The sequence below is a fragment of the Evansella vedderi genome (genome assembly GCF_030813435.1).
GTDB classification, from domain to species: domain Bacteria; phylum Bacillota; class Bacilli; order Bacillales; family Salisediminibacteriaceae; genus Evansella; species Evansella vedderi.
In genome coordinates, this window is sequence record NZ_JAUSUG010000002.1 from 152,363 (window position 1) to 178,623 (window position 26,261).

25 protein-coding genes are annotated in these 26,261 nt (G+C 36.9%); 2 read left to right on the top strand and 23 right to left on the bottom strand.

The window, feature by feature from the left end:
- Positions 1-362: 362 nt before the first annotated feature.
- Entirely contained in the window at positions 363-632 is a 270-nt protein-coding gene (locus J2S74_RS03085; RefSeq protein ID WP_307321697.1) for a hypothetical protein, read from the bottom strand.
- Between the two features lie 275 nt (positions 633-907).
- Here J2S74_RS03085 and J2S74_RS03090 point away from each other — a divergent pair, with 275 nt between their 5' ends.
- Positions 908-2,416, top strand: a complete 1,509-nt coding sequence (locus tag J2S74_RS03090) for a glycoside hydrolase family 43 protein (RefSeq protein WP_307321699.1) — start codon at positions 908-910, stop codon at positions 2,414-2,416.
- Between the two features lie 204 nt (positions 2,417-2,620).
- Here the strand turns inward: J2S74_RS03090 and J2S74_RS03095 are convergent, their stop codons facing one another.
- The 16 genes from J2S74_RS03095 to J2S74_RS03170 form a co-directional block, all read right to left on the bottom strand.
- Positions 2,621-3,760, bottom strand: a complete 1,140-nt coding sequence (locus J2S74_RS03095; protein ID WP_307321701.1) for a sugar ABC transporter permease — start codon at positions 3,758-3,760, stop codon at positions 2,621-2,623.
- The gene (locus J2S74_RS03100) at positions 3,744-5,270 is read right to left on the bottom strand and encodes a xylose ABC transporter ATP-binding protein (protein ID WP_307321703.1); all 1,527 of its coding nucleotides are present in this window, start codon (positions 5,268-5,270) and stop codon (positions 3,744-3,746) included. Before J2S74_RS03100 ends, J2S74_RS03095 begins: the two co-directional genes overlap by 17 nt.
- A 99-nt stretch (positions 5,271-5,369) precedes the next feature.
- Positions 5,370-6,440, bottom strand: coding sequence for a D-xylose ABC transporter substrate-binding protein (gene xylF / locus J2S74_RS03105; protein WP_307321705.1), 1,071 nt, complete (start codon positions 6,438-6,440; stop codon positions 5,370-5,372).
- A 186-nt stretch (positions 6,441-6,626) separates the two neighbouring features.
- Positions 6,627-8,198 carry a response regulator gene (locus J2S74_RS03110; protein ID WP_307321707.1) on the bottom strand — a complete coding sequence of 524 codons (1,572 nt, stop codon included), beginning with the start codon at positions 8,196-8,198 and terminating at the stop codon, positions 6,627-6,629.
- On the bottom strand, positions 8,195-9,664 hold the full coding sequence (locus J2S74_RS03115) for a sensor histidine kinase (protein WP_307321709.1): 1,470 nt from the start codon (positions 9,662-9,664) through the stop codon (positions 8,195-8,197). Before J2S74_RS03115 ends, J2S74_RS03110 begins: the two co-directional genes overlap by 4 nt.
- On the bottom strand, positions 9,661-10,665 hold the full coding sequence (locus tag J2S74_RS03120; protein WP_307321711.1) for a sugar-binding protein: 1,005 nt from the start codon (positions 10,663-10,665) through the stop codon (positions 9,661-9,663). The genes J2S74_RS03115 and J2S74_RS03120 overlap by 4 nt, the downstream gene beginning before the upstream one ends.
- Before the next feature lie 294 nt (positions 10,666-10,959).
- Positions 10,960-11,733, bottom strand: coding sequence for a response regulator transcription factor (locus J2S74_RS03125; RefSeq protein WP_307321713.1), 774 nt, complete (start codon positions 11,731-11,733; stop codon positions 10,960-10,962).
- Position 11,734: 1 nt separating this feature from the next.
- Positions 11,735-13,408: a sensor histidine kinase gene (locus J2S74_RS03130; protein ID WP_307321715.1), complete on the bottom strand. Its 1,674-nt coding sequence runs from the start codon at positions 13,406-13,408 to the stop codon at positions 11,735-11,737.
- Between the two features lie 78 nt (positions 13,409-13,486).
- Positions 13,487-15,148 carry an ABC transporter permease gene (locus J2S74_RS03135; protein WP_307321717.1) on the bottom strand — a complete coding sequence of 554 codons (1,662 nt, stop codon included), beginning with the start codon at positions 15,146-15,148 and terminating at the stop codon, positions 13,487-13,489.
- 1 nt (position 15,149) lies between these two features.
- Positions 15,150-16,244 (bottom strand): ABC transporter ATP-binding protein, encoded by a 1,095-nt coding sequence (locus tag J2S74_RS03140; RefSeq protein ID WP_307321718.1) that lies wholly within the window; start codon positions 16,242-16,244, stop codon positions 15,150-15,152.
- Positions 16,245-16,330: 86 nt separating this feature from the next.
- Complete coding sequence (locus J2S74_RS03145) at positions 16,331-17,368, bottom strand: extracellular solute-binding protein (RefSeq protein ID WP_307321720.1); 1,038 nt, start codon at positions 17,366-17,368, stop codon at positions 16,331-16,333.
- A 183-nt stretch (positions 17,369-17,551) separates the two neighbouring features.
- Positions 17,552-18,271 (bottom strand): amino acid ABC transporter ATP-binding protein, encoded by a 720-nt coding sequence (locus tag J2S74_RS03150; RefSeq protein WP_307322294.1) that lies wholly within the window; start codon positions 18,269-18,271, stop codon positions 17,552-17,554.
- 7 nt (positions 18,272-18,278) lie between these two features.
- Positions 18,279-18,941 carry an amino acid ABC transporter permease gene (locus tag J2S74_RS03155; protein ID WP_307321722.1) on the bottom strand — a complete coding sequence of 221 codons (663 nt, stop codon included), beginning with the start codon at positions 18,939-18,941 and terminating at the stop codon, positions 18,279-18,281.
- 62 nt (positions 18,942-19,003) lie between these two features.
- Positions 19,004-19,801: a basic amino acid ABC transporter substrate-binding protein gene (locus tag J2S74_RS03160; RefSeq protein ID WP_307321724.1), complete on the bottom strand. Its 798-nt coding sequence runs from the start codon at positions 19,799-19,801 to the stop codon at positions 19,004-19,006.
- 543 nt (positions 19,802-20,344) lie between these two features.
- A complete protein-coding gene (locus J2S74_RS03165; RefSeq protein WP_307321726.1) occupies positions 20,345-20,506 on the bottom strand; it encodes a hypothetical protein in 162 nt (53 codons plus the stop codon).
- Positions 20,499-20,981: an IS1096 element passenger TnpR family protein gene (locus tag J2S74_RS03170; RefSeq protein ID WP_307321728.1), complete on the bottom strand. Its 483-nt coding sequence runs from the start codon at positions 20,979-20,981 to the stop codon at positions 20,499-20,501. Before J2S74_RS03170 ends, J2S74_RS03165 begins: the two co-directional genes overlap by 8 nt.
- A gap of 40 nt (positions 20,982-21,021) precedes the next feature.
- Between J2S74_RS03170 and J2S74_RS03175 the strand changes: the two genes are divergently transcribed.
- A complete protein-coding gene (locus J2S74_RS03175) occupies positions 21,022-21,462 on the top strand; it encodes a polysaccharide deacetylase family protein (protein WP_307321730.1) in 441 nt (146 codons plus the stop codon).
- Positions 21,463-21,786: 324 nt separating this feature from the next.
- Here J2S74_RS03175 and J2S74_RS03180 read toward each other — a convergent pair whose 3' ends face one another.
- From J2S74_RS03180 to J2S74_RS03205, 6 genes are read right to left on the bottom strand one after another with little or no spacing between them, the layout of a single operon-like run.
- A complete protein-coding gene (locus tag J2S74_RS03180) occupies positions 21,787-22,434 on the bottom strand; it encodes a hypothetical protein (protein ID WP_307321732.1) in 648 nt (215 codons plus the stop codon).
- Complete coding sequence (locus J2S74_RS03185; protein ID WP_307321734.1) at positions 22,427-22,813, bottom strand: FixH family protein; 387 nt, start codon at positions 22,811-22,813, stop codon at positions 22,427-22,429. Before J2S74_RS03185 ends, J2S74_RS03180 begins: the two co-directional genes overlap by 8 nt.
- On the bottom strand, positions 22,788-23,480 hold the full coding sequence (locus J2S74_RS03190) for an ABC transporter ATP-binding protein (RefSeq protein WP_307321736.1): 693 nt from the start codon (positions 23,478-23,480) through the stop codon (positions 22,788-22,790). Before J2S74_RS03190 ends, J2S74_RS03185 begins: the two co-directional genes overlap by 26 nt.
- Entirely contained in the window at positions 23,473-24,273 is an 801-nt protein-coding gene (locus J2S74_RS03195; RefSeq protein WP_307321737.1) for an ABC transporter permease, read from the bottom strand. The genes J2S74_RS03190 and J2S74_RS03195 overlap by 8 nt, the downstream gene beginning before the upstream one ends.
- Positions 24,270-25,580 (bottom strand): nitrous oxide reductase family maturation protein NosD, encoded by a 1,311-nt coding sequence (nosD, locus tag J2S74_RS03200; RefSeq protein WP_307321739.1) that lies wholly within the window; start codon positions 25,578-25,580, stop codon positions 24,270-24,272. Before nosD ends, J2S74_RS03195 begins: the two co-directional genes overlap by 4 nt.
- Positions 25,577-26,143 (bottom strand): hypothetical protein, encoded by a 567-nt coding sequence (locus J2S74_RS03205; protein WP_307321741.1) that lies wholly within the window; start codon positions 26,141-26,143, stop codon positions 25,577-25,579. Before J2S74_RS03205 ends, nosD begins: the two co-directional genes overlap by 4 nt.
- Between the last annotated feature and the right edge of the window lie 118 nt (positions 26,144-26,261).

Here is a 26,261-nt window from a genome sequence, read left to right on the forward strand (position 1 = left end):
CTCCCTGTCCCTTATTTTCCAAGAGGTACTAAAATATACGAATAAAGAATTATTAAATTTCAATTGTGATGGTAATATAAAAATATCAATAATATCCATTTGAGACTTTTTTTAGATATATGTTAGATCTAAGTTGTATCTAAGAAACATCTTAAAGAAAGCGGATTCATTTGTCAATAAATTCTGAAAAGTTTTTTGGCCATACAAAGTGTATGAGAAAATGTACTTATATAGATTTATTTTTATAATAAAATGCTATTTTAAAAAAAATAAACACAAAAAATGAGTCTCTTTATTTAATAATAAATTCAACCCGAAAACTTAAAGTAGTTTTGATCTGTAGTTTCAATTGTGAACTATCGTTAAAAAATATATTTTACATAAATTTGAAAAACCTCTTCTAAAAAAATTATTTTATTTTTAGAATCTTGATTTTCAATTCTAAAAAACAGGCTTCTGCTCATTATGATGTTAACAACAATGAGAAGAGGGACAACCCCTTTAGATGCGTCTGTATGGTAAACCAACCTGTTGCTACCAGCTACGTGTAATTGCCTCTCTTTTAAAGCCTTTAACCGAGTAACGGCTAGTTCACTTCTTTTCTCTTTCGTACTTTCAAAATCAAAGTTCATTTTCCCCTTTAAAAATGAAACTTCATCGATAAATTGAATATTATTATCACGGAAACCCAGGTATAGCAAATCCCCTGTCATTTTTTTATTGTTCGTATTTAGATATTATTATGAACTATCATTCTAGTCAAAATGAAAATTATTAGTCAATGGGTACACCTCCATCATTACTCATTCACCCAAAAATACGTTTGGTTACAGGATCGAACTAGATATTATAGGGGCTTTATAGTAAAGTTATCTAAAACTAAGAGAAAAAGGGGAGGAAATGGTTAATGAGTAATGCTATTGTAACCAATCCAATTTTTTGGTCGGATATTCCAGATGTAGATGTAATAAGAGTTGGTGCTGCTTATTATATGGTTAGTACGAGTATGCATACTGTACCAGGATGTCCGATTATGAAGTCGGAAAATTTAGTAGACTGGGAAATTATCGGCTATGTGTATGATACGTTAGAGGATAATGCCGCCCATAACCTATTAGATGAAAAAGGTATTTATGGACAAGGCCAATGGGCTACAAGTTTACGTTATCATAATGATACCTTTTATGTTTGTTTTTCAAGTAATGATATGAATCAGTTCTATGTATTTCAAACACAGGATATTGAAAATGGAAATTGGAAGCGCTCTACTATTGAAGGAATTTATCACGATCCTGCTTTACTGTTTGACGAAGATAGGGTTTTTGTTATCTATGGTTGTGGAGATGTTCGCATTACAGAATTAACGGAAGATTTAACAGCTGTAAAACCAGGAGGCGTTAATCAGTTATTGTTGGAAACTCCAAAAGAGGGTATAGGCTTGCGATGTGAAGGGTGCCATGCATATAAACTGAACGGTTACTATTATTTATTATTCATCGAGTGGCCGACTGGTGGAAATCAGCGCAGAAGACAAATAGCTTATCGTTCAAGGGAACTTTTAGGTGAATATGAGCGAAAAATAATTTTTGATGATGACATGGGATACCACAATAAAGGAATTGCACAAGGGGCAATTTTTGATACGCCTGACAACGAATGGTATGCGATGCTTTTCCAAGACCATGATGCCGTTGGCCGGATTCCTTATATTTTACCTGTAAACTGGGAAGAGGCATGGCCAATGATTGGAGTCGATGGTAAAGCACCGAAAGAATTTGAAACTACTATGCCTGCATCTTCCCATTCTCCATTAGTCATAAGCGATGAATTTGACCATAAAGAAAACAAATTAGCATTGAATTGGCAGTGGAATCATAATCCAGACAATAATCTTTGGTCATTCGTGAAACGGCCAGGATATCTACGACTAGAAACCGGACATTTAACCAATAGTATTTTACAGGCTCGTAATACCTTAACACAAAGAACAGAAGGTCCAACCTGTACAGGAACTACCTTGATGGACATAACAAACATGAAACCTGGTGACCATGCTGGATTAGTTGCTCTCCAAAATACATTCGGGACCGTTGGTATTCAAGTTACTGAGAACGGTGAAAACTACATAACCATGTGTGTGAACCGTGGTGATGGCAGTGAAGAAATAGTAGAAAAGAAGCCAATTCAGGAGAAGCATATTCATTTAAAAATAGAATTTAACTTTGAGGACAGTATCGACATCGCGAAATTTTACTATTCTTCGAATGGAGAAGATTGGCTAGGAATTGGTAAGCCTTTGAAAATGAAGTACACTTTAGACCATTTTATGGGCTATCGTATTGGTCTATTTAATTATGCAACCACGCAAATTGGTGGATATGTGGACTTTGCGTATTTTCACTATGAAAAACAGTAAAATGGCATTTCATTTCAAGACGTATTAACCGAGCAAGACCTTAAAGTTTACTATAAGGAAAAGGACCCTTACCAAATTGGTTGAGGGTCCTTTTAAAGCACCTATTGTTGTACCTGTTCCATACTCTCCTCAGCCACCTACTTTTCGAAAACATGAAGAAAACAAGGAACCATGATAAGTCCCTTGCTCTAGAAAAACGATTGTTTATGATGCTGTCTTTTTCTTCGAAGAAATATCTAACCAAACTGCTAGAATAAGAATCATACCTTTTACGATATACTGCCAGAACGGTGGAACGTTCATCATACTCATCCCATTATCTATACTTGCCATAATGAGGGCACCTAGTATGGAACCAACAATGGTTCCTACACCACCCATTAAGCTCGTTCCACCAATAACTACTGCAGCAATGGCATCTAGCTCATACATTTGACCTGCACTTACCGTACCGGCATTCAATCTACTTGTAAGTACCATACCGGCAACTGCGGATAAAGCACCCATGATAACAAAGACCGACAAGATGTTTCGCTTAATATTAATACCTGATAGTTTTGCCGCTTCAGGGTTACCACCGATAGCATAAATGTGACGACCAAACGTCGTATTTTTTGACACGAATATAAAAATACCTGCAATCACCAATAAAATAAGGAGTGGTACTGGAATTCCATGATAACGATTTAACATATAAACAAACAAGGTAATCAAAACCGAAAATACAATCACGGTTCCATAATCAAAAGAGACTGGAGACAAAGCCAAATCTAGCTTTTGACGTCGTTTTCGTTTTCTCGCCACCATGATAAAGGCAAAGACAATGAGGACAGCAGTAAGTAAGTAGCCAATAACATACGGAATATACGCTTGCCCAATTACTCGAAAGCTTTCATTCATTGGTGCAACCGTCTGCCCACCGCTAATCCCCAGCAATATTCCTCGGAAAATCATCATTCCACCGAGAGTGACAATGAAGGCTGGAACACCTTTATAGGCAACCCACCAACCTTGCCATAACCCTAGCAAAATACCGGCCAATATGGTAACTATAATAACCGGGAACGTGGACCATCCATACCATACTTGGAGAATAGCAGCAATACCACCAGTTAATCCAAGTAAAGAACCAACGGATAAATCAATATGACCGGCTACGATGATTAAGGTCATTCCTACAGCCAGTATCCCGATAACTGTCATTTGTCTTGATAGATTCGTTATGTTTCGGGAAGAAATAAAATCCCCGTTCGTTAATATGGTAAAGACAACAAAGATCATGATGAGTGCAATGATGAGCGTGTATGCTCGAACATCCAGTTTAAAACTAATGCGATTCTTCAATATTCTCCCCTCCTGTTGCTAGCTTTAAGATCGCTTCTTGGTTTGCTTCTTCCTTCGATAACTCTCCCATTATTTTTCTATCAGCCATGACTAACACACGGTCTGACATTCCTAAAAGCTCCGGGAGTTCTGATGAAATCATAATAATCCCTACACCTTGTGCCGTTAATTCATTAATTAATTTGTATATTTCTTGTTTTGCACCAACATCAATACCACGAGTTGGTTCATCTAAAATTAAAATCTTCGGACCTGACATGAGCCACTTACTCAATACAACCTTTTGCTGGTTTCCACCACTTAAAGTAACGACCTTGGTTTCTAATGACGGTGTTTTTACCCGCATTTTTTTGTTGTATTTTTCCGTTTCCCAAATCTCTCGTTCCTGATTAATAAAAGATAGACTTGAAATTTGACCTAACGAAGCCATCGTTGTATTTTTCGCCACATCCATTCCGAGAACTAATCCATACCGTTTACGGTCCTCGGAAACATAGGCTAACCCCTTATCAATCGCTTCTTTCGGTCCCTTTACTTCATATTTCTCACCATCAATATAAACGGACCCTTCTGCTTTTCCTTCATAGCCACCAAATAAACTTGTGGCTAATTCCGTTCTTCCAGCTCCCATTAAGCCACCAATACCTAATACCTCACCTTTATGAAGGGTTAACGAAACATCATCAGTAACAGGCTTCTTGGATTTATGCTCAAAAAAGGAATAACCGTCCAATTTAAGAATGACTTCATCGATCTTATTATTTTCATAAGGAAATAAATCTTTTAATTCACGACCAACCATCATGGAGATAATACCACTTTCGTCAATTTCATCAATCCCTTTAGTACCAATGGTTTGGCCATCTCGTAAAATGGTTACGGAATCAGAAATGCGCATTACTTCCTTTAATTTGTGTGAAATATAGATTACGGTAATCCCATCTTCACGGAGCTGGTGAAGGATATTGATTAATATTTCAACCTCCTCTTCAGCTAATGCTGCTGTCGGCTCATCCATGATTATAATTTCACAGTTTTTAGAGAGAGCTTTGGCAATTTCAATAAGTTGTTGCTGACCAATCCCCAAATTAGAGACTTTTAAGTTGGATTCAATAGAAAGTCCAACCTTTTTTAGCCATTTATTTGCTTCATAAAACATTGTCTCCCAATCTATGAACCCATTTGATGTCGGCTCATTCCCTAAAAAGATATTTTCTGCAATGGTCATATCCTTTACGAGCGCTAATTCTTGATAAATGATTGTCACACCAGCATTCTCTGAATCTCTGATCGTTTGAAAATTTTGTTCTTTATCATTAATAAGGATTTTTCCATCGTAAGTACCATGTGGATGAACACCACTTAATACCTTCATCAGCGTAGATTTCCCTGCTCCATTTTCACCACAAAGGGCATGTATCTCCCCTTTTTTTACTTTGAAGTTTACATTGTCTAACGCTTTAACACCTGGAAACTCCTTGGTGATCCCCCGCATTTCTAAGATTGACATATACTCACCACCTATGGACTACAATTTAATGTTAAATATCGGAGGGAGCATCTATACCAAACTCCCCCCTCCTAAATCCAGAACGAAACTATCTATCTATTATTGACCGTCGTAATCAGGACGCTCCTCTTCTGGTACATTACGATATACATCTTCGAAACTATGGAATCCGTCTTCAATTACCGTTTCAATGACATTATCTGCGTTAACAGAGATAGGCGTTAGAAGTATTGACGGAACTTCGATCGTACCATTACTGATTCTGTCATCAAATTCTATTTCTTCTCCATTTGCAATTTTTACTGCCAATTCAGCTGCTTGAGAAGCAATTAAATGAATTTGCTTATATACCGTCATGGATTGCGTTCCTTCCACAATACGCTGAACAGCAGCTAAGTCAGCATCTTGACCGGAAATCTTTACTTCTCCAGCTAAACCTTGAGCTGCTAAAGCTTCAATGGCACCACCGGCTGTACTGTCATTAGAAGCCACTACTACGTCAATTTCATTGTTTGTTGCTGTTAATGCATTTTCCATAATTCCTAATGCAGCATCTGCAGACCAACCATCTGCCCACTGATCACCAACGATGGTAATATCACCGCTTTCAATTAACGGCTCAAGAATATTCATTTGACCTTGACGGAACATGTGTGCATTGTTGTCAGTAGGAGCCCCACCCATTAAGAAGTAGTTACCTGTAGGTACTTGCTCTACTAAGTATTCTGCTTGCATCTCACCAACACGTACATTATCAAATGAAATATAAGCTTCAATTTCCGCATTGTTAATCATTCTGTCATAGGCAATAACAGGTATACCTTCTGCTTGAGCTTGTGCAGCAACAGAACCAATACTATCAGAGTTATGGGCAATAATAACTAATACGTCAATACCTTGTGTCAACATGTTCTCCACTTGGTTTGCTTGTACTGTTTCATCTCCATCGGCTGATTGAACAATAACTTCTGCACCTAAAGATTCCGCTGTTTCTACAAAAATATCCCTATCATGCTGCCAACGCTCTAGTGTTAAGTCTGCAACAGATAGTCCAATTCTTAGTGAAGATTCCCCGTCACCACTATCTCCATTACTTGCAGCATCCTCTCCACAAGCGGTAAATACTATCAAACCAAACACTAATAACAGGCTTAAAATCCATTTTTTCATTGTAAAAACTCCCTTCCCTTTAACTCCAAATTTGTGAACAATTAAAATCTATCATGGATACTGCTTTGTGAGATCGCTTTCATCTTCACTTTCTTGTTAAGGTCTAGACTTTTTTGCAAATTTATGGCTTGGTTCCGCTACAGCAAAAAAAACAACGGCTTTCTGCACCGTTGCTCCTTTTTCAGGTTAAAGTTTTCCCCTGTATTCACTTGGACTGATTCCTGTTTCTTTTTTGAAAACACGACTAAAGTAATTTGGATCTTTATAGCCAATGTCAATGGCAATTTCTTTTAATGGAAGGTTACGATCCTTTAAATACTCCTTTGCTTTTGTCATTCTTACATCGGTCAAATAATCGATAAAAGTCCGTTCATAACGATCTTTGAAGAGCTTGCTTAAATAGTAGGAGCTCAACCCAACATGTTCAGCCACTTCTTCAAGGGAAATGGCTTTATGATAATTAGCATCAATATACTCCCTAGCCCGAGTTAGCTGCCCTTTCATATCGTTTACTCGCCAGTCGCTGATTCGTTCGATTATATTGGATAACTGCACTTTTGCTGCTTCCTTTACTTGAGTTGCTGAACTTAACAGATGAAATTGTGTCGGAAACTCTTCCTCGATACCTAACTCTTTCATCTTTCTTTTCAAAACAAGAAAGAAGTGGACCATATTTTTTTGAATCGTTGGTACCTGATGCTGCGAAGCTTCACTAATTCCTTGAAAATACGAATCAAATAAACGTAACCCTTTCTGTAGATCGGCACCTTTCACTGCTTCAAACAGTTCCTTCTCCACCTCAAAAGGAACAAACTCTTTTCGTTTTTCCTTTAATTTTGGATGAAAAGTCATATACGAAGCACTTGGATGATTATAAACCGACTCTAAAGCATAAATTGCCTCCCCATAAGAGTGATCAAACTGATTTAATTTAGACACTGTACTTCCTATCCCTGCAACTAGACGACAATTCTGTACATGTTTTTGAAAAAGGTGAATGAAGGTACGAACCACATTTTCCTTCGCTTTAAGATTACGCTCTCCATCCTTCTTAAGGGAGAAAAACGTGGGTACTTGAAACCCAATAAGCGGGCCTATTAGACAATGATGGTAATGTTTTTGTAAAAACTGTTTTAGTATTCGGTACCATTCGGTTTTTTCCTGACGGTTTGGCAATAGACTTTTAGATTCAAAGGAAAAAACAACAACAAAGCCTTGCTCCCCATCCACTTCTATCCATTCGGACCATTCGTCCATATTAAATTCGTGAACATAGTCCATCATTAACGAAACAATAAATTCCGATTCCACTAACGAACTAATTCTTTCAAGGCGATGATTAATGGCTGCTTTTTCTGCTTCCACCTTCTTTGCCTCTTCAATTTCTGCTGCCATTCGATCAAAAGCCTCTAAGATTCTTCCTTTCTTACTTGGTTTTAATAAATACTCTTTTACCCCATATTTCATCACTTCTTGGGCGTATTGAAAAGTATCAAAGGCAGTGACCATTATGCACTTCGTCATGGGCAGGGTGGTAATAATTTCTTTAACAGCAATTACACCATCTACCTCTGGCATTTTTATATCCATAAAGATTAGGTCTGGCTTACATTCTTGGGCAAGATCTATGGCCTCTTGTCCGTCTCGCGCCTCCGCCACAACCTCCACATTGGAACGATTCTTCCTTAACATTAATTGAAGGCCTTCCCGCTCCAAGGGTTCATCATCCACCAGCATAACTCTAATCCTCTCGCTCATGTTCGATTCCTCCCTTCCTTTGGTTTATTTATTGGATGGCCCTGTTTTACTAATTTAATCGTAACGGTTGTTCCCTGACCTAGTTGAGAATCAACCCTCACCTCATTCTGTGAATCAAACAATTGCAAGCGAGAGATAACATTTATTAGTCCTATTCCCGTTGAGTGACCGGTTCTTTTTGTCGTAGAAAACGCTTCACTTTCCTGCGGGTGAAAGAGTTTTTCCACCGTTTCCTTGTCCATTCCTACACCATTATCCCTTACTTCTATAAAAACAAAATGATTCTTTTCATAAATGGTCAGTTGGATTTTTGCCCCTTTCTTCATCTCCTCTACCCCATGCATAAAGGCATTCTCCACAATAGGCTGCAGAGTTAAACAGGGAATCGGAGTGGTTAAACACGACTCCTCAATATTCTCTTCAAACTGAACACGGTCTCCGAATCGAGTCTTTTGTATGAAGAAATATTCTTTTACAATTTCTACCTCGTCTCCTAAAACAATTGCTTTATCTATATCCCCTAAGTTATAGCGGAGCAGAGCAGATACGGAGGAGATTAATTCACTGGTTCGTTCCGCGTCTTCAATATAAGCTGTTTTGGAAATAGTATTTAATGTATTAAAAAGAAAGTGCGGGTTTATTTGGTTTTGCAAGCTTCGAAGCTCCGTCTCCTTTAACAGCTCCTTCAATCTCGCCTTTTCTTCAATTTCCTTTACGGAATGATTAATATTCTCTTTCATTTGATTAAATGTTTTCGTTAAAAACCACAGTTCATCCTTTGTAGACACTTGAACATCCTTACCTGTAAAGCTTCCCGCAGAAATTTGCTCTGCTGCATCTGTCAAATGAGTAATGGTTTTCGTTATTCCATTGGAAAACCAGAGGGCAAATAGAATACCTAGTAATAATATAGAGATGAATATGGCCGTCCCCATTTTATTAGTATAGTTTACCTTTTGCTCTATTATCGGATAAAGTTGTTGATGGCTAGTGAGCTCCCGATTAATAATGTCTAGAGTTGTATCGTGTATGTATTGCTGCGTTTTTTCCGCTTCATTCAGATGATAGGAATAAACTTGTACTTTTTGTTCGTTCACCCCATTAATGGTGTTATCCGACTGCTCTAGAAAACTATCCATGAGATGTTGGTAGTTTTTCATTAAAATAGCATCTCCCATAAAACTCTCGGTATTCAACAGCCTCTCTTGTAAGGAAAGGAGCTCCCTTCTATTCTCCTCATAATTAGATAGATTATCTTCCAATGGTTCCAAAACATAGGTGTAAAGGGATTGATACGTATCCTTTGTCTTTTGGGAAATTTCATTTTTAAGGAACAAATGATTCAAACTTTCTTCATACAAGTCAAAGGCTCTTTCATGACTTTGGTTCTGAACATAGGAGATTACTAATGTAAATAAAACAATGACCGTAAAATAAATAAGTAGCTTTGTCCGAATTTTGATCATGGGTTAACACCCACTTTTGTCTGCCAATCTCGTAAATCACTTTTACGAATAATGCTTGTATTCGTGTGGTAGACATTTTGAACTTGTTGGCCAGTAATAATAGCTAACATCCGTTCCACACTTTGATACCCCATTTGAAAGGGCTCTTGTGCCACGACAGCATCTACTTTTCCCTGTTCCAATAAATCAAGGGTTTCCTTTAACGAATCGAATGCAAGGATATAAATATCATCCTGCCTCTGTAACGCTTTCATACTGGTGGAAATACCAAGACCATCTAAAGCACTGGTTCCAAAAAACGCCGTAATTTCTTCATGTTCCCCTAATATTTTATCTGCTTTTTCCGCTGCTCTTACTCTTGAATTATTTGATTCTTCAATGGCGACAATCTGTATCCCTTCTATATTTTCTACTGCATCTTTAAATCCTTGGATTCGAAGTTGTTGATGGATAGAACTAAAGCTATTTGCAATGATGCCAACCACAGCTTCTCCATTCGTATCTTCTATTAGTGCTTGTCCTGCAATTTGCCCTGATTGATAATTATCTGTTCCTATATACGTCATGCGGGAACTATTCGGGACATCCGTATCAATAGTGATAACTGGTATCCCATTTTCTACTGCTTTATTGATGAGGGGCGTAAACATTTCATCATTTAAAGCCTGAACAATAATTCCATCTACCTTAGCTGCTATAGCCATGTCCAATAGCCTTACTTGTTCCTCAGGATTAGAATTTCTTGGTCCTTTATATTCCACATATACATCGTAGACAGCTTCCGCCTCCTTGGCCCCCTCTTCCACCAAACGCCAGTACTCATGATCAACTTCCTCACTAATTAAGACAAAATGATAGTTTGGTAAAGAACTGTATGTTGATGTAGCCTCGGAAATTTGATAATCGTAGTAATTTGCCTTCATATAAAAATAAAAAGAAAAACCTAAAGCACCAATAAAAGAGACCATTAGTGTTAAATATAAAATAAAGTTTCGATTCATAAAAAACTCCTTTATCACACATAATTTATTTTAATTTTTCGAATCTAGTATACGCTCTCATTTTTAAGGTTGTGGTAGCCTGCACTTTTCTATATTAATTCATTGTAGAATAAACTTCGGAAAAAACAAATGAAGAATAATTTTACAAAATATGGAATTAATAAATGCTTTTATAAAATTCTAAAAGGAAATTTAACCAAATTTGTCATATAAATAGGCGTTTATCTCCATGACATCTTGAGATAAACGCCTTTTTCTAACAACATAGGATAGCTACTTCCACCTAAATGACCTCTATTTCAAATTCCGGCTCAAAAATTGTTTAGGTGACATTCCAATGTACTTTTTAAATACTTGACTAAAATACTTATAGTCGCTAAAACCCACTTCTTCTGCCACTTCATAAATTAATACCTTATCATTTTGTAACATTTCAAGTGCCTTAATAATCCTATACCTAGTCAAAAATTCGTTAAAGCTGTGAGAGGTTTCATCCTTAAATTTGGAATTTAGGTTAACAGAAGAAACATGTAATGCATCACTTACATCCTTCAATGTTACTTTTTCGTGATAATGCTCTTTTATATAATCTATTACCTCTAATACATAGTTAGAGATAGTTTCTTTGTTTATATTAATATTTAATACATCCTGATATAGTAATGAATTCATTTTAAGGTTTTCCTGTACTTTTCTTTGCTCTATCTTAGATACGAGCTTCGAAAGGGTCCTTTCTAATTCCTTTATATCCACTGGCTTTAGAAGATAATCATGGACCCCAAGTCTTATCGCTTGCTTTGCATAATTGAATTCACTGTAACCAGATAAAATAATGGCTTCATAGTTAAAATCTTTTTTACTTTCCGTTAACATCTCTATACCGTCTTTAAAGGGCATCCTAACATCCGTTAAGACAATATCCGGCTCTAACTCTCTTATTTTCTCCATACCAATTTCGCCATTTTCTGCACACCCTACGATAATACAATCATTTTTCAGCCAATTAACCTTAAATTGCAAGCCCTTTTGGATAATAAGTTCGTCTTCCACAATTAATACCCGGTTCATATTAATCCACCTCTTCCAATGGAATCCATAACCTAACCAGTGTTCCACGGTTAACTTTGCTTTCAATTTGCAGGCCGTAGTTTTCCCCATATAACAGTTGAATAATGTTGTGAGTATTACGAATACCATTATGGTCAGTCATCTCGGTATCACCTGATAATACCTTTTGAATCTCAGACAATTTATTAGCCTCTATTCCTTCACCGTCATCCTGCACCACTATAAAAAGATGAGAATTAAATTTATGTGCAGAAAGTCTAATGGATAATTTATTTGTTTTATCGATATTGTGTTTAATAGCGTTTTCGATAAGTGGTTGTATAATTAATTTTGGGACATGAATATACAATAATTCATTTGGGATATCTATCTCATATTCAAGTCTTTTTCCAAATCTCATTTTTTGTAAACTAAAGTAGTCTTCAAGATATTCTAAATCGGTTTTAAGAGGTACCGTAACATTTCCAAAATTGGTGTTATATCTCATTAGCTTTGCAATTTTCACAATAATTTCAGACGCATTTTCAGGGTCCAAAGTAATTTCGTACTTAATCATTTCCAGAACATTATAAAGGAAGTGGGGATTAAACTTTGCTTCCAAATGTTTAATTTCAAGCTCTCTCTTTTTTTCCATAATTTCTTTATTTATCTGGATCAGGGTTTTTATTTCATTTATCTTACTGTTGTACTCTTCGTGTATGGTCTGTAATTCATCAAAAACATTATCGTCGTCTACAGGTGTCTGATTATTGTTTTGATTAGAAATGATGGAAACTAACGTATCGAAAGGCTGTAATGTTTTTTTTAGTATTTTTGGTGTTACAATTAAAACGGCTAAAATAATGATTAAACTACTAACGGACATGGATGCTATACCATAGAAGAGCAGTAACCTGTAAATATTAATAGATGTCATCGTCAAAATGCCAATGTTTTGAGAACCTACAGTGTTATAATTTAGGTAGAAATAATATCCATTAATACTAACGTAGTTTGTACTTGTATCTATGTTTAACTTCCCTAGATTATTTATCCTAAAATCATGTGTCCTAGCGATAACGTTATCAAATTGATCTGTAACAAAAACCATTTGATCATAGCTTGAATCCACGACAAAATCTTCTAAAAAGTATACTAAATAGCCAAGGACTTGTTCCTCTTCTTTAATTACGATAGAAAAAAAATAAGTGGAATGATGGGAGTTCTCGAATAAGTTACCAACGGATTGTTCAATGTACATATCTCTATTCAAGTTATTAGTTAGATTTTCAATAAAAAAGCTATTTTCCAATCTTTCTCTTTCATCCCTATATAAACTACTGGAGAGGACTTCTTTGTCTCTATTTAACAAAGCAAAATTGGAAGGTATTTTCCTTTCATGCTGAAAGTCGTATAATAGTTGATTAACTACATTCGTGGCAGTATTGGTTTCAACAGCCCGGATTATTTCTTCCTCATTGGAGAGGGATTTCACCCCTTCCTTATAGTAAATGAATTCCTGAGCGACTTTATTTGTAAGATATTCATTTACTTCCTTATTCGGATTAACAATGGAAAGATTAAATATTATATATAACGATAATAAATATACACTTAAAATGAAGGATATTATGATCACTGTGGCTTTTATAAAAGAGTTCTGTATATAATCCTTAATCTTTTGGCGCTGCTCCATATTTACATCCCCATTATCATTCTATTAATATAATATACAGAAGGCTGCCCCAATTAATAATAAGGCAACCTCACTATGCTATAAGCTAATCTCTTTTTTGCCTGTTAATTTAAAGAAAATAAGTAATGATAGAATCGATGTTACAGTTAAAATCGCTGAATAAGCTGATGCGTTTCCGAAGTTTCCACGAATAACCTCTGTATAAATGGAAACGGATAAAGTTTGTGTATTACTTGCATAAAGTATAATGGAAGCGCTTAATTCTCCTAGTATGGTTATCCAGCTCATAATCGCCCCTGCTAATACCCCTGGCATCATCATTGGCACCACTACTTTGTAAAACGTCTTCGCTTCCGATGCCCCGAGACTGATGGACGCTTCTTCAATACTCGGGTGAATTTGGCCAATGATCGCTGTACTTGAACGGATCGTATATGGCATTCTCCTTATAACGAAGGCCACAACCATGATCGTAACTGTTCCTGTCAAAAATAACGGACTGTCACTAAAGGCAAAAACAAGTGCTATACCCAATACGGAACCCGGGATTACAAATGGGAACATAGAAAATGTATCTAATATAGAATTTATCATATTTCTCTTTCTTACTGTTAGGTAAGAAATGAAAATTCCAAGAATTACAATAATAACAATGGCGTATAACCCCATTTTGTAGGTATTCGTAATCATCGAAAGGTCTCGATTAAATAGAATATTCTGGTAGTTTTGTAATGAGAAATTACCTGTATATACTTGCCCCCCTCTAGTTTCAAGGAAGGATGTAAATATAACAACCATCTGTGGTAATATGGCTAGAAATGTAACAAAATAAACCACCAAATGGCTTAATATATTCTTTATTCCTTTACTTTGTTGTACAGCCATTGGTCTTAACGCCGACATAGAATAGGAGTATTGCCGAGACAGTATACGCTGTAATAAAAACAGAGAGATTGTTACAAAAATAAAAAGGGTTGCGATTGCAGCTGCGAAGCCTGCATCTCCACCAACTTCACTTAGGAATTGTTGATAGATAAGGACTGGCATCGTCCGATAGCCTTCACCAATAAGCATTGGCGTACCAAAGTCAGCAATCACTCGCATAAAAACTAATAATGAACTGGCAAAAATGGTAGGTAAAATAAGTGGAATGACTATTTTAATCATTCTTTGAAAATTGGAATATCCTAAACTTTCTGCTGCTTCAATGAGTGAACTGTCTAAATTCTTTAGTGCCCCCATAATGTATATAAACACCAATGGAAAAGACTGTAGAGTTAGTACTAATACGATTCCAGTAAATCCATATATTCCATCAAAGTTCATATTAAAAGTGTCATTGATAAATTTAGTGACAACACCACTTCTCCCTAAAAGCTGAATCCACGCATATGCTCCAATAAAAGGCGGAGAAATATAGGACACAATAATTAAAATCTGAACAAATTTACTTCCAAATATCTTCACCCTTCTTAACATATAGGCCATCGGTATACCAATAATAACAGCGAGAGCGGTGCTAACAATGGTCACCTCAAAACTGTTTCTTAATGTGATCCAGTAAAATTTCCTATCAAAGAAATGGTAAAAGTTCTGCAAGGTGAATCTTCCAGTTTCTGGATCAAACATACCCTTATTTAAAATCAAGAAAAGGGGATAGAGAATAAACAAGATCGTTAAGCCTAGGATAATAAGTGATGAAGCGTTCCAGAGATTAAAAAGCGACTTTTTTTGTTTCATATTATCCACCTGCCTTAATTAACGATTCTTCAGTAGCTGAATCAAAAAGATTTATCTTTTTAGATTTTAACTTTAAATGAACTCGAGTCCCTTCTGGCATAATTTCGTTAGCTTCTGCATCCTGGATTACCTCCACCTTTTCACCTGTATCCAGCTTTACAAAGTAGTGAGTATTCAAACCCAAAAACATCGTACTCTCAATCACACCTTTAATGGAACTTTCGTCTTCAACAAGGATAAACTCTTGTGGTCTAACAGCTACTATAACTTCCTGACCTTTCTTTATTTCCGATAAATTATCCATCTTTTCTTTGTAATTCTCATTTAAGCGAACAAATACCCCACCAGATTCATCCGTTTCTATTTTTCCTTTAATCACATTGGAAGTCCCAATAAACTGGGCAACGAATAAATTACTCGGACGAGAATAGATGTCTTCAGGTTTACCTATCTGCTGAATGACACCACCGTTCATTACAGCAATTCTATCTGAAATGGCCAATGCCTCCTCCTGATCGTGGGTTACATAAACGGTTGTAATTCCAACCTGTTGTTGAATTGCTTTAATTGCATTTCTCATTTCAATTCTTAATTTGGCATCCAGATTAGAAAGGGGTTCATCCATTAATAGAACCTTCGGATGAATCACCAATGCCCTGGCTAATGCAACCCTTTGTTGCTGACCACCTGACAGTTTGTCTGGTTTCTTTGATTTATGTGCTTCAATTCGAACCACTTTCATAATATCTTCCATTCTCTTATTAATTTCTGCTTTACTTAAATTATTGACTTTTAAACCGAATGCAATATTATCCGCTACTGACATATGGGGAAAAATCGCGTAATTTTGAAATACCATCCCCATTTTTCTCTTATTAACAGGTATATCATTAACCACCTTGTTATCAATTTCAATCTTCCCATCTTCAATGGAATTAAAGCCAATAATCATTCTTAATAAGGTGGTTTTCCCACAACCAGAAGGCCCCAACAAAGTAAATAATTCGCCTGGCTTAATATTTAGGGATAATCCATTAATTACGGTTTCATTTCCAAATCGTTTTACAACTTTGTCTATATTTATAGAAACGCTCATGGTATACCTCCATTGTAAATTGATACAGAGTAACTTATTGATAAATCAAATAAGTCACTCTGTATGATGTTATGTTTATAAATCTATTAGTCTAGCGATCTTTCAATAATATCAACATACCTTGCTATAATTTCATCTGTATGTTCAACAACCCACATCTCGTCGTACTCTTCAAAGAATTTAATCTCATCTTGTGGAATCATATAGTCTGCCAGTTCCACACCTTTTCTAAGTGGTCTTACTGTTAATTCTTGCCCAGCATGACTTTGAACTTGTTCAGAAAGGACAAAGTCAACGAATTTCTTAGCATTTTCTAAGTTTTTGGCACCCTTTATAATTTGAACTGCCTGCCCAGGGAAAATAGCTCCTTCATCTGGAAATACAACCTCGACTGGCGCACCACTGATAATGTAGTGAATAACGGGATCCTCCCAAGTTAGACCTACGACATACTCCCCATCTGCTACCCCTCTATGAACTTGCCCGGAGCTTCCTTGTATTCTGCCATCAACATTTGCAATAAATTTCTCAACAAACTCCCATGCTTCATCTGCCAATGGATCCCCATTACCCGCAGCATACAGCATTGCCATTAAAGATTGAAAAGCGGAGCTGGAGTTTACTGGATCTCCAAATGCAATTCTCCCTTTTAAATCCGGATTAAGAAGGTCTTGGAAACTAGTAATTTGACCTTCTCCACCGGCTAGTTCTGTGTTTACAATGAATACGGTAGGATCAGCAAATGCTGGTGAGATATACCCTGTCTCATTTCTGAACTGCTCAATCATATACTCATCTTCTGGAGAAACATATTCATGAAGTAGATCCGTTTTATCATGCAACATCGTAACGTCTGCTGCCCATAGGATATCTCCTTGTGGATTATTTCGTTCCGATTCAACTCTAGTAACTAATTCACCTGTACCAGCAGTAACTGTCTGTACTCTAATTCCAGTCTCTCTTTCAAAGGCAGGAATAACTGCTTCATTTAGACTCTCACTTCTTGCAGTATAAACAACTAATACATCACTTTCACCATCTACATTCTCTGAACCACTACCTGAACATCCAATACTAGTGACGGCAAGGATAAGTAGAAATGGAATGAAATAAAACGCTTTCATAATAACCCCTCCTGTTTATTTATTTCCTTCATTGTAGAACAACCTACACATTTAATTAATCCGAAAAAAATAAAAAAATATCCAAAATAAAAAAGTGCCTAATCGAATGTTTTTCTAACATAGATTAAGCACCCCAATCTTGTTTTATTAAGTTTAGAGCAAGGGTAACAGTGTTTGTTTCCCTTATAATATTTTATCTAAAAACTGCTTCGCTCTTTCTGTTTTAGGCTGCTTGAAAAACTCTGCTGGGTCAGTGTCCTCAACAATTTTACCTTTGTCAATAAACCAAATGCGATCTGCCACTTCCCGGGCAAAGTTCATTTCATGTGTTACGATCGCCAACGTCATTCCTGTTTTTGCTAAGTCCTTAATAACATCCAGTACTTCCTTGACCATCTCCGGATCAAGGGCAGAGGTTGGTTCATCGAACAACATAATTTCAGGCTCCATTGCTAAAGCTCTAGCAATGGCGACCCGTTGCTTTTGTCCACCTGATAAACTTCCTGGATATACTTTCGCCTTGTCTTCTAATCCTACTCGTTTTAATAACGCAAGGCCTTTTTCCTCTGCATCCTCTTTGGAAAGCTTCTTTGCTTTAATGGGAGCAAACGTTAAATTAGCAAGAACAGTCATATGAGGAAACAAGTGAAAGTGCTGAAATACCATTCCCATTTTTTGCCGAACCGTTGTTAAATTAACTTTAGGACTTGTAATTTCATTCTCTTTAAACCATATTTCCCCGCTAGTCGGCATTTCTAATAAATTGATACAACGAAGCAAGGTAGATTTCCCGGATCCAGAAGGGCCAATAATAGCAATAACTTCTCCTTGGTCAATGGAAGCGTCTATTCCATCCAGTACTGTTAAATGTTTAAATTTCTTCGTTAAGTTTTTTATTTCAATAGCTTTATTAGGCTTCACTTACTCTCATCCTTCTCTCTAGTAATCGAGCCAAAATTGCTAAGATCATTACGATAACGTAGTAAATAATCCCTGTAAATATCAAAGGTTCAAAGGTTACATAAATTTGAGAGGTAACGATATTTGCTCGTCGTAATAATTCTTGAACACCAATAACAGACACGAGGGATGATTCCTTTAATAAAGTAATCATTTCATTCACAAGTGCCGGCAATATATTTTTAAATGCCTGTGGAAGAATCACAAACAGCATCATCGTAGAATAGTTAACCCCTAGAGACATCGCTGCCTCCCTTTGTCCCTTATCAATTGCATTGATTCCTGCTCTCATTATTTCAGATATATACGCCGAGGAATTTAATCCAAAAGCAAGTACCCCTGCCATTAACGGGGAAATATCATATTGTAATAATTGAGGTGTGGAAAAATAAATGATAAACAATTGCAGTAATAATGGCGTACCACGAAAAATAGATGTATAAAAATCTGCAAACCATCTTAATGGTTTAATGGTGGAGATCTTCATTAATGTAAGACAAGTACCCCATATCAAACCAAAAATTAAGGATAGTAATGTAAAAAGTAAAGTAACCCATATTCCCTCCAGCATGAAGGGAATATAAGGTTCTATTCTAGAAAAATCAATGTTCATCGTCTTCACCTAAATTTCTATTCATTCGTTTAATGGTAGTTTTTACAAATGAACGAATATTATTACTCTGCTTCTTCTTGCGCTTCTTCAAACCACTTCTTAATAAGCTCGTCCAGCTTTCCGCTCTCTTCCATTTCGGCTAATACTTCGTTAAATTTATCTACTAAATCAGAGTTTTTAGGGAAGGCAATAGCATTTCCAGCTTGCTCCCCTTCAAGTGGAAGATAATCTAAATCTTCATGTACACTTAAATATGCTTTCGCAACGGACTCAGATAGAATCGCAGCGTCTAAACGATTATTTTTTACTTCCATAATAATGGTGTTTAATTTCCCTAATGGCTTTAATTCTATCCCATCAACCTGCTCCATTATTTCTTGGGCCATCTGCTCTGATGTTGTACCTAACTGTGCACCAATCGTTAATCCAGCTAAATCCTCAGGCCCAGAGAAGCCACTATCCTTTCTAAATACCATCGATTGGGCTCCACCATAATAAACATTAGAGAAATCTACTGATTTTTTTCGTTCTTCTGTTGCCTGCATCCCAGCCATAACAAAATCAACACGCTCTGATTGTAAGGAGCCAATTAATCCGTCAAATTCCATGTCACGAATTTCCAATTCGTATCCAAGCTTCTCAGCAATGTACTTCGCAATATCAATATCAAAACCTACTATTTCTTGCTCTCCATCAACTAGGTTATAAAATTCAAATGGTGGATAGTCAGGAGATGTTGCCATAATAAGGGTTTCTTTTTTCTCCCCTTGGTCCACAGCTTCTTTTCCTTCGCTAGCATTACACGCCCCTAAAACAAAAAGTAATGTAAATAAGATCATAGATGTTATTATTTTTTTCATTTTTCCTACTCCTTTTGTGTTTTCAATATAGCTTTTTTTATTTTATAACGATAAAATATACAATATCATGCATAAAAATAATTATCAATAGTTTTTTTATATGGTAATTTAACCCATGGAAAAAGCGTGTTAAACCGTCAATGCACAAAGGGTTTTAAAAAATGTTTTTATATAAAAATAATAACCCTTTCATAAAAAAGCGGAATTTATGTATAAATAATCAGCCGGGAAATTATTTGATTCTAATGCTTTGAACATCTGTATGTAAAAAGATCACTAGCCCCCTTGGAAGGGGATGAATATAAAAATGGTACCTGCCCCTAACTGTAGTAATGGGCAGGTACCATTTTTTATTGTATTGGGAAAGGGGTTTAGATCAATAGGATAAACTAGGGTCAAAACAAGATTAAAGTTTACCCAATTTAAACTCCCCCCTTATTTCCCCAAACTTATGTATACAATTGATGCATTCTATTGAAAGGTGCGAGACGAAATGGAAGTATAAATGCCTACCGACTTCCTCTACTTTATGTCCATGCAGCTTCAAAAAGGAAGTCTATTCTCCATTTCTTCAATGGTCATTTTGGCGTACACTTTTTCATCAGCAAGTAAATCAGGAATTTTCAGGCCAGCTGTTATTTCCTTATACACTTCCATCGTCTGCTCCAATGCCAAAAGCATTAGCCGTGCCTCTTCCTCATCCATTAGTAACAGGATCCACAACAGTAAACATCATATCATCATCCATATTTCCCCATGGACGTAACTTATAAAATTCTTTTGACTTCAATAGAACTTCTTCCCAATAATCAATATGACTCTCTTCGGTATTCGTACCGGTGTCAGGAGATTGCTCCTCCAAACTCAGGTTAATTTCTTCCAATAGTATGTTTGAGTTTGCGTATTCAAGGTCCACTTCCCCCATTAATACTTCTCCCCTGCTGTCTTCCTCAGGGGAAAGGTTTTTGACTCCGATACATCGTGGATACTGTGCCTTTTTTTCAGGTCTAACCTTCTTTGTTAAAACAATTTCGTGTTCCCAGTTATCACCAAAATCGTATGTATAAATGATTTTGTCATTTACAACTTTCAACCAATTCGCGATTGTTTCCTGCTTCTCATCATATGAATCGGCCATGTCGAATAAACCGAACTCTTTTTCCTCATCCGATTGAATCATAACATTCTCTACTTTTTTTCCATTCGTTTTTCTTAAAAATGTGGTAGAACATTCCCATGAAATTGGTAATCATACATACACCCATCCTTTTTTAACGAAAATGAGCAAAGATGATTGTAAAGAAGAAATTAAAGAGTCGGATTCTATTATTAAGAAATTAACTGGTCAAAGGGCAGCTACCTTTCGGCCACCCTACTTTGATTTTAATGAAGACACGGTTTCGATTGTACAAGATTTTTCCTACAAGATGATTGGTGCCGTAAATATGGATGCAGTGGATTGGGAACAGCCTGGAGTAAATCATATTGTAACTAAATCTCGTAATCATATAAGAAACGGCAGTATTTTTCTTTTTCACGATGGCTTCGGTGATCGTTCTCAAACGATGGAAGCTGTTAGAATCCTTGTGAAAGAATTAATTGACGAGGGATTTCAGCTAGTTACAGTCAGTGAGCTAATGAAGTTTAAGGAAAACGAGTAAATGAAAAAAGACATGATCCCTGTTACATTATCATTTTCACACCACCCCTCCTGCGGACATAACCAAACGGTTTCCTTTTTTCTTGTCCTCACATCGCCTTCTTGTGGACATAACGGGGCGTTTTACACTTTTCTTGTCCTCACACTGCTCCTCCTGCGGACATAACGGAGCGATTACCTCTTTTGTTGTCCTCACTTCGCCCATCCTGAGGGCATAACGTAAAGTAGACCTGGTAATCATCACACTGCAAGAAATAGCTAAAACGGAGAGGGTGTTTTCTCTCCGTTTTCCATGGAATATATTATTCGACAAGCGTCTGCCCACCTAGTACCCTTCTAACGAATAAATGGTCACGTTCAATGTTTCCATTTGTGCTACGAGCAAATCTTCATATTGCTCATTTGCTAAATAGTGAATTTCTTCTAACACCTTTTCTGGATATTTTCCTTGTATATCTTCGATCATGTCATTATAGACGAGGCGAGCTAATAACCAGTCTTTCGTGTATTTTTCTAGTTGAGAGACAAATCTTTCTTCACCGAATTCTTCTATTAATGTGAACGTTACATCGTAACGATATTGGTTCAGAAATTGATCTGTTTGCTCTAAAACTACTTCTTCGGGGATAATATGTCCCTTTTGTTCTGCTAATTTTGCCATTGCAAGGGTCCTAATCATCGATGTTAACGTGTAGTTAATGTGTGTAACTTGACGCTCCTGCTCTTCCCACAAACGGTTCATTTCCGCAAATGTCGCTTCATCCATGGATGATTTTCCCTCCGTCCGGACCAGTTCAATGTGTAATAAGCTTAATAATTGTTGGAACTCTACCATTTCACTAGTAATCTTCGTTTCATCCACTTCTGCTAGCACCGCTTTAGATTCTCCGCTGCAAGCAACGGCCAATAATAGGAAGGCAGATAGGATGCTATAAAATAACATATTTTTACCATAGATTCGTAAACTAATCATGCCCATCCCCCACTTCAAATTCCATCATTTTTTCGTATTCATCCGTACCTGATACTATTGTCAGGCTGGCAATCCATTCCCCTGGCATGGCTAATTCCACCTCACCTAGGTAAACTCCGTTGTCTACATTGATAAAATCTACTTCAATATGGCCATGATCCATGCGGCTCATTTCCAGCAGCGCCGAAATTTGCAAATCATTTACGGGGGCCTCCCCGTCTACTACCGTAAACACGATCTTTGTTTTTTCTCCCCGTTCGTAAACGGGTTCATTTTCTAGTTGAACAACCCAGTTGCCCCCTCCTCCACAACCTACAAGGAAAGCTAGAAACAAAATCGACAAAATCACCAGCTTATATTGCTTTTTTATTTTTGGCATACGCTAGTTCCTCCCCCATCTTTTTCGTAAAGTCTGCTACGGTATACTTCGTTATTTTCCCATCATTTAAATAGGCTACATGCGTACAAACCTGTTGAATTTCATCCATATGATGGGAAGATAGAAAGATGGTTTTATCCTTCAACGATTGTAAAATACTCAAAATTTCTGCGCGACCAATAGGATCAAGTCCACTCGTCGGCTCATCTAAAATTAATAGTTTTGCATCATAATAGAGCATTAAAGCAAGCCCTAAGCGTTGCAGCATCCCCTTGGAAAAGGTATGGATTTTATCACTTCTGTTTTCCTCTAGTCGCACTTGTGTTAATACTTGTTCCACTCTTTCATCATCAGGCTTACTGTCCTGTAATTCGGCGAAAAAACGAAGGTTTTCATTCGCAGTCAATTGTGGGTACAAATGAAACTTTTCAGGTAAATAGGCTACTTCTTTTTTCCATTTATCCGTTTTCCTTGTACAATGTCCCCCTAACAGAATCGAACCTTTTTTAACAGGTAATAATCCAAGCATGGAATGAATTAACGTGGATTTACCTGAGCCATTACGGCCGACTAGGGCACAGCGTTCTTTCTCTTCCACCCCTAAGTGGACATCGTTAAGGACGATTTTTTTGCCATAATACTGGGATAATCCTTGAATATTAATCATGACGAAGCCCCTTTCTCTTTGACCAGATGGCTAACTCGAAAAATACAACAATAAATAGGAGTAAATTTAACATTAGGAAACTAGCTGGTGAAAGCCAAATCAATCTATCCATTAAGGAAGACATGTATTCAAGGGAAAACACACCTACCGAAGTTTCTAAATAAAGTCTTAACGTATTTAATGGCTGCAAAAAGAACACGATGGAAAACAGGAAGATGTTTTCATGGGTGACCCCTGGCAGCTGATAAAGTAAAACAAGGTCAAATAAAAAGATAAATAAAAACCAAACAAACACGATTAACCCTACTGCTTGCATGCGGTTGGAACAAAGGGTTCCAATAAAAAAGCCAATTTGATTAAATATGAGAATAAAGACGATAACCGTTAGTAAAAATGCGAGAAACTCTCCTACTTCAAAGGATAAAAATAATTTCATTGTTATAGCTAATAGAAAGTACCAGCCAATGAATAGGCCTAAGATGATGGTATTGACGGCAATGGCTTTTTTGAAAAGAAACGTACGATACGATTCTTTTTTCGTAACGATCATCATTAATGTTTTTAATTCTTTTTCTTGCATAACGGCAAAGGATGCAAGAAATAAGCAGAGAAGGGGGAGCAAGAACACATGCATTTCGTGAAGGGAGATAAGAAACGCCTGAAAATTATGTTCCATCGGGCTGTTCTTTGCTTCCATGAAAATGAAGACAGACATAAGCATGACGATTCCAATTCCGAACCATAGTCCTTTACTTCTCGTTTGTTCTAGCCATTCTTTCCAAATGTATGTCATCCTGCTTCCCTCCTGCGTTTGTAAATACCAATTACGAATCCACCTACGATCACTAGTGCAATGGAATAAGGCATCAATGGTAGACTAGTTCGTGTTTGTAGTGGAAAATCATCTTGAAACATGGCGCGCTGATTGTTCATCCATTGGTTCATCTTTTCGTAAACGACGATACTTGGACTATTGATCATGAAATAGGTAAGTTCATTATTTTCGATCAATTGATGTAACGAGGAGTAATAAGAAACAGGGAAATCTCCAATACCATCTTGATTTAAATCTAATAATGGGAAACTATTTCCCCAGTCGTTCCCTCGTCCATTTACGCTCCAATGATTTTCGGAATGTCCCCCCACTTGAATAACGGGACTTTGATTTTTATAAAATTGATTTTCTGTCAAGGTTTGTTCCGTGGAGCTTGCCCATATCTCGATACCAATATTATTTTGAATAAAAGCATTCTCAGAGATGTTGTTATGATGAGATTGTTCTACGAGCAACCCTCTCTTGTTATTAGAAAAATGATTTCCTATTACGACATTATCGCTGCTTGCTTGCAAGAGTAAGCCGAAGGACCGGGAGCTTTGGTTCATGGAAAAATCGTTATTCGTAAATTCATTTCGCCGTGAACCCATAACAGCTGCCCCACCAATATTAAAGGCAAAAGTATTGCCCCGAAAAACATTATCTTCTGAGTACATATAATGTAAACCATACCGTGTATGGCTGATTTCATTGTTCGTTAAGGTGTTCTTATTGGCATATTCAAAATAGATACCATCTCGTGTACCTTCTATATAATTACTGGTAATCTCGTTATCGTTTGAGTAATACACTTGAATGCCGTTCCCTTGTCCAGCAACGGTTTCCTTCCCTTTTTGCCCGAATATCGTTACTTGTTCAATCACATTTCCATGGGCTTGACTGAGATAAATACCGTGATAAGCTTGAGAAATGTGAAGATTTCTAAGCGTATTTCTACCTTCGTTTACTTTTATTCCTGAATATTCCTCGCCACTCCCCCTATCAAAGCTGCTGTTTTCAATCTGTAAATTCTCTAAATGAACTTCTTCCGTGTTAATCGTAATTACATTTCCAGTCCCATCCCCACGGATCACTGTGGAATCTACGCCGATGATCGTGATCGGCTTATCAATGGTAATATTTCCTTCGTACACCTTTTTAGACAGTTCCACTATTCCGTGCGGGGGTGTTTGATCAATGATTCCTTGTAATTCTCCCCCAGCTTCTATGTTTTTTGGAAAAAATAGAAGGAGCATCATAAAAACAACAAGAAGTCCTTTTTTCATCCTTTTTTTCTCTCCTTCCATAAGGGATAAAGGAGAAGTAAAAATACGAACCCTAAAACAAAGGAACCGTACGAAAAATAACTGATCGTTTCAAAATTAGCAATCGTGTTTCTTCCAATAATCGGAGGTACAAATGGATCGATGGTGATTGGGGCCATTGGATCAAGCTCTGTACCAAACTTAACAAGCCAGTAGCGAATACTGTACAGTCCAAGGATTCCTCCGATGATGAAAAGACCGATCACACCATATAAAAGACTCCTTCTTCTTACTAATGCTGTAATAATAATGAGTAACCCCATACCAGTGATAATCCAAGGTAAGTATTGCAGCTCTGGAAAACTTTCTTCACTGAACCTCGCCATGCCAATATAGTGATTTAAGCTGTTAACTATATCGATTTCACCCGCTAGCTTATAGGGATATACAATAATATTTAACCCTTGTGGGTATTGTGGCGCATAAAACTTCATTCCCCACCATTGCAGGAAAATCGATACAACGAGTAATCCTGCAGAAACAAATAATAGAATGGTAGATTGAGTTGAAAGTCTTTTTGACATCATCCACATCTCCTAAATAGGATAGACTGATATAAGCATGTAAATCGCTTCGGAAATATACTTCGCTTTCCGCGGGCGGCTGGTGAGCCTCCTCGCCAATTACGCCTAAGGAAAGCCC

Bases quoted from the DNA above. Each gene is read 5' to 3' on its own strand.
- J2S74_RS03160 (WP_307321724.1), bottom strand. From the start codon at position 19,801: ATGAAAAAAATAATAACATCTATGATCTTATTTACATTACTTTTTGTT.
- J2S74_RS03140 (WP_307321718.1), bottom strand. From the start codon at position 16,244: ATGAGCGTTTCTATAAATATAGACAAAGTTGTAAAACGATTTGGAAAT.
- J2S74_RS03155 (WP_307321722.1), bottom strand. From the start codon at position 18,941: ATGAACATTGATTTTTCTAGAATAGAACCTTATATTCCCTTCATGCTG.
- J2S74_RS03100 (WP_307321703.1), bottom strand. From the start codon at position 5,270: ATGTCAATCTTAGAAATGCGGGGGATCACCAAGGAGTTTCCAGGTGTT.
- J2S74_RS03135 (WP_307321717.1), bottom strand. From the start codon at position 15,148: ATGAAACAAAAAAAGTCGCTTTTTAATCTCTGGAACGCTTCATCACTT.
- J2S74_RS03090 (WP_307321699.1), top strand. From the start codon at position 908: ATGAGTAATGCTATTGTAACCAATCCAATTTTTTGGTCGGATATTCCA.
- J2S74_RS03120 (WP_307321711.1), bottom strand. From the start codon at position 10,665: ATGAATCGAAACTTTATTTTATATTTAACACTAATGGTCTCTTTTATT.
- xylF (WP_307321705.1), bottom strand. From the start codon at position 6,440: ATGAAAAAATGGATTTTAAGCCTGTTATTAGTGTTTGGTTTGATAGTA.
- J2S74_RS03170 (WP_307321728.1), bottom strand. From the start codon at position 20,981: ATGATTCAATCGGATGAGGAAAAAGAGTTCGGTTTATTCGACATGGCC.
- J2S74_RS03130 (WP_307321715.1), bottom strand. From the start codon at position 13,408: ATGGAGCAGCGCCAAAAGATTAAGGATTATATACAGAACTCTTTTATA.
- J2S74_RS03085 (WP_307321697.1), bottom strand. From the start codon at position 632: ATGAACTTTGATTTTGAAAGTACGAAAGAGAAAAGAAGTGAACTAGCC.
- J2S74_RS03165 (WP_307321726.1), bottom strand. From the start codon at position 20,506: ATGGATGAGGAAGAGGCACGGCTAATGCTTTTGGCATTGGAGCAGACG.
- J2S74_RS03115 (WP_307321709.1), bottom strand. From the start codon at position 9,664: ATGATCAAAATTCGGACAAAGCTACTTATTTATTTTACGGTCATTGTT.
- nosD (WP_307321739.1), bottom strand. From the start codon at position 25,580: ATGAAAAAAGGACTTCTTGTTGTTTTTATGATGCTCCTTCTATTTTTT.
- J2S74_RS03110 (WP_307321707.1), bottom strand. From the start codon at position 8,198: ATGAGCGAGAGGATTAGAGTTATGCTGGTGGATGATGAACCCTTGGAG.
- J2S74_RS03190 (WP_307321736.1), bottom strand. From the start codon at position 23,480: ATGATTAATATTCAAGGATTATCCCAGTATTATGGCAAAAAAATCGTC.
- J2S74_RS03145 (WP_307321720.1), bottom strand. From the start codon at position 17,368: ATGAAAGCGTTTTATTTCATTCCATTTCTACTTATCCTTGCCGTCACT.
- J2S74_RS03180 (WP_307321732.1), bottom strand. From the start codon at position 22,434: ATGATTAGTTTACGAATCTATGGTAAAAATATGTTATTTTATAGCATC.
- J2S74_RS03185 (WP_307321734.1), bottom strand. From the start codon at position 22,813: ATGCCAAAAATAAAAAAGCAATATAAGCTGGTGATTTTGTCGATTTTG.
- J2S74_RS03205 (WP_307321741.1), bottom strand. From the start codon at position 26,143: ATGTCAAAAAGACTTTCAACTCAATCTACCATTCTATTATTTGTTTCT.
- J2S74_RS03125 (WP_307321713.1), bottom strand. From the start codon at position 11,733: ATGAACCGGGTATTAATTGTGGAAGACGAACTTATTATCCAAAAGGGC.
- J2S74_RS03195 (WP_307321737.1), bottom strand. From the start codon at position 24,273: ATGACATACATTTGGAAAGAATGGCTAGAACAAACGAGAAGTAAAGGA.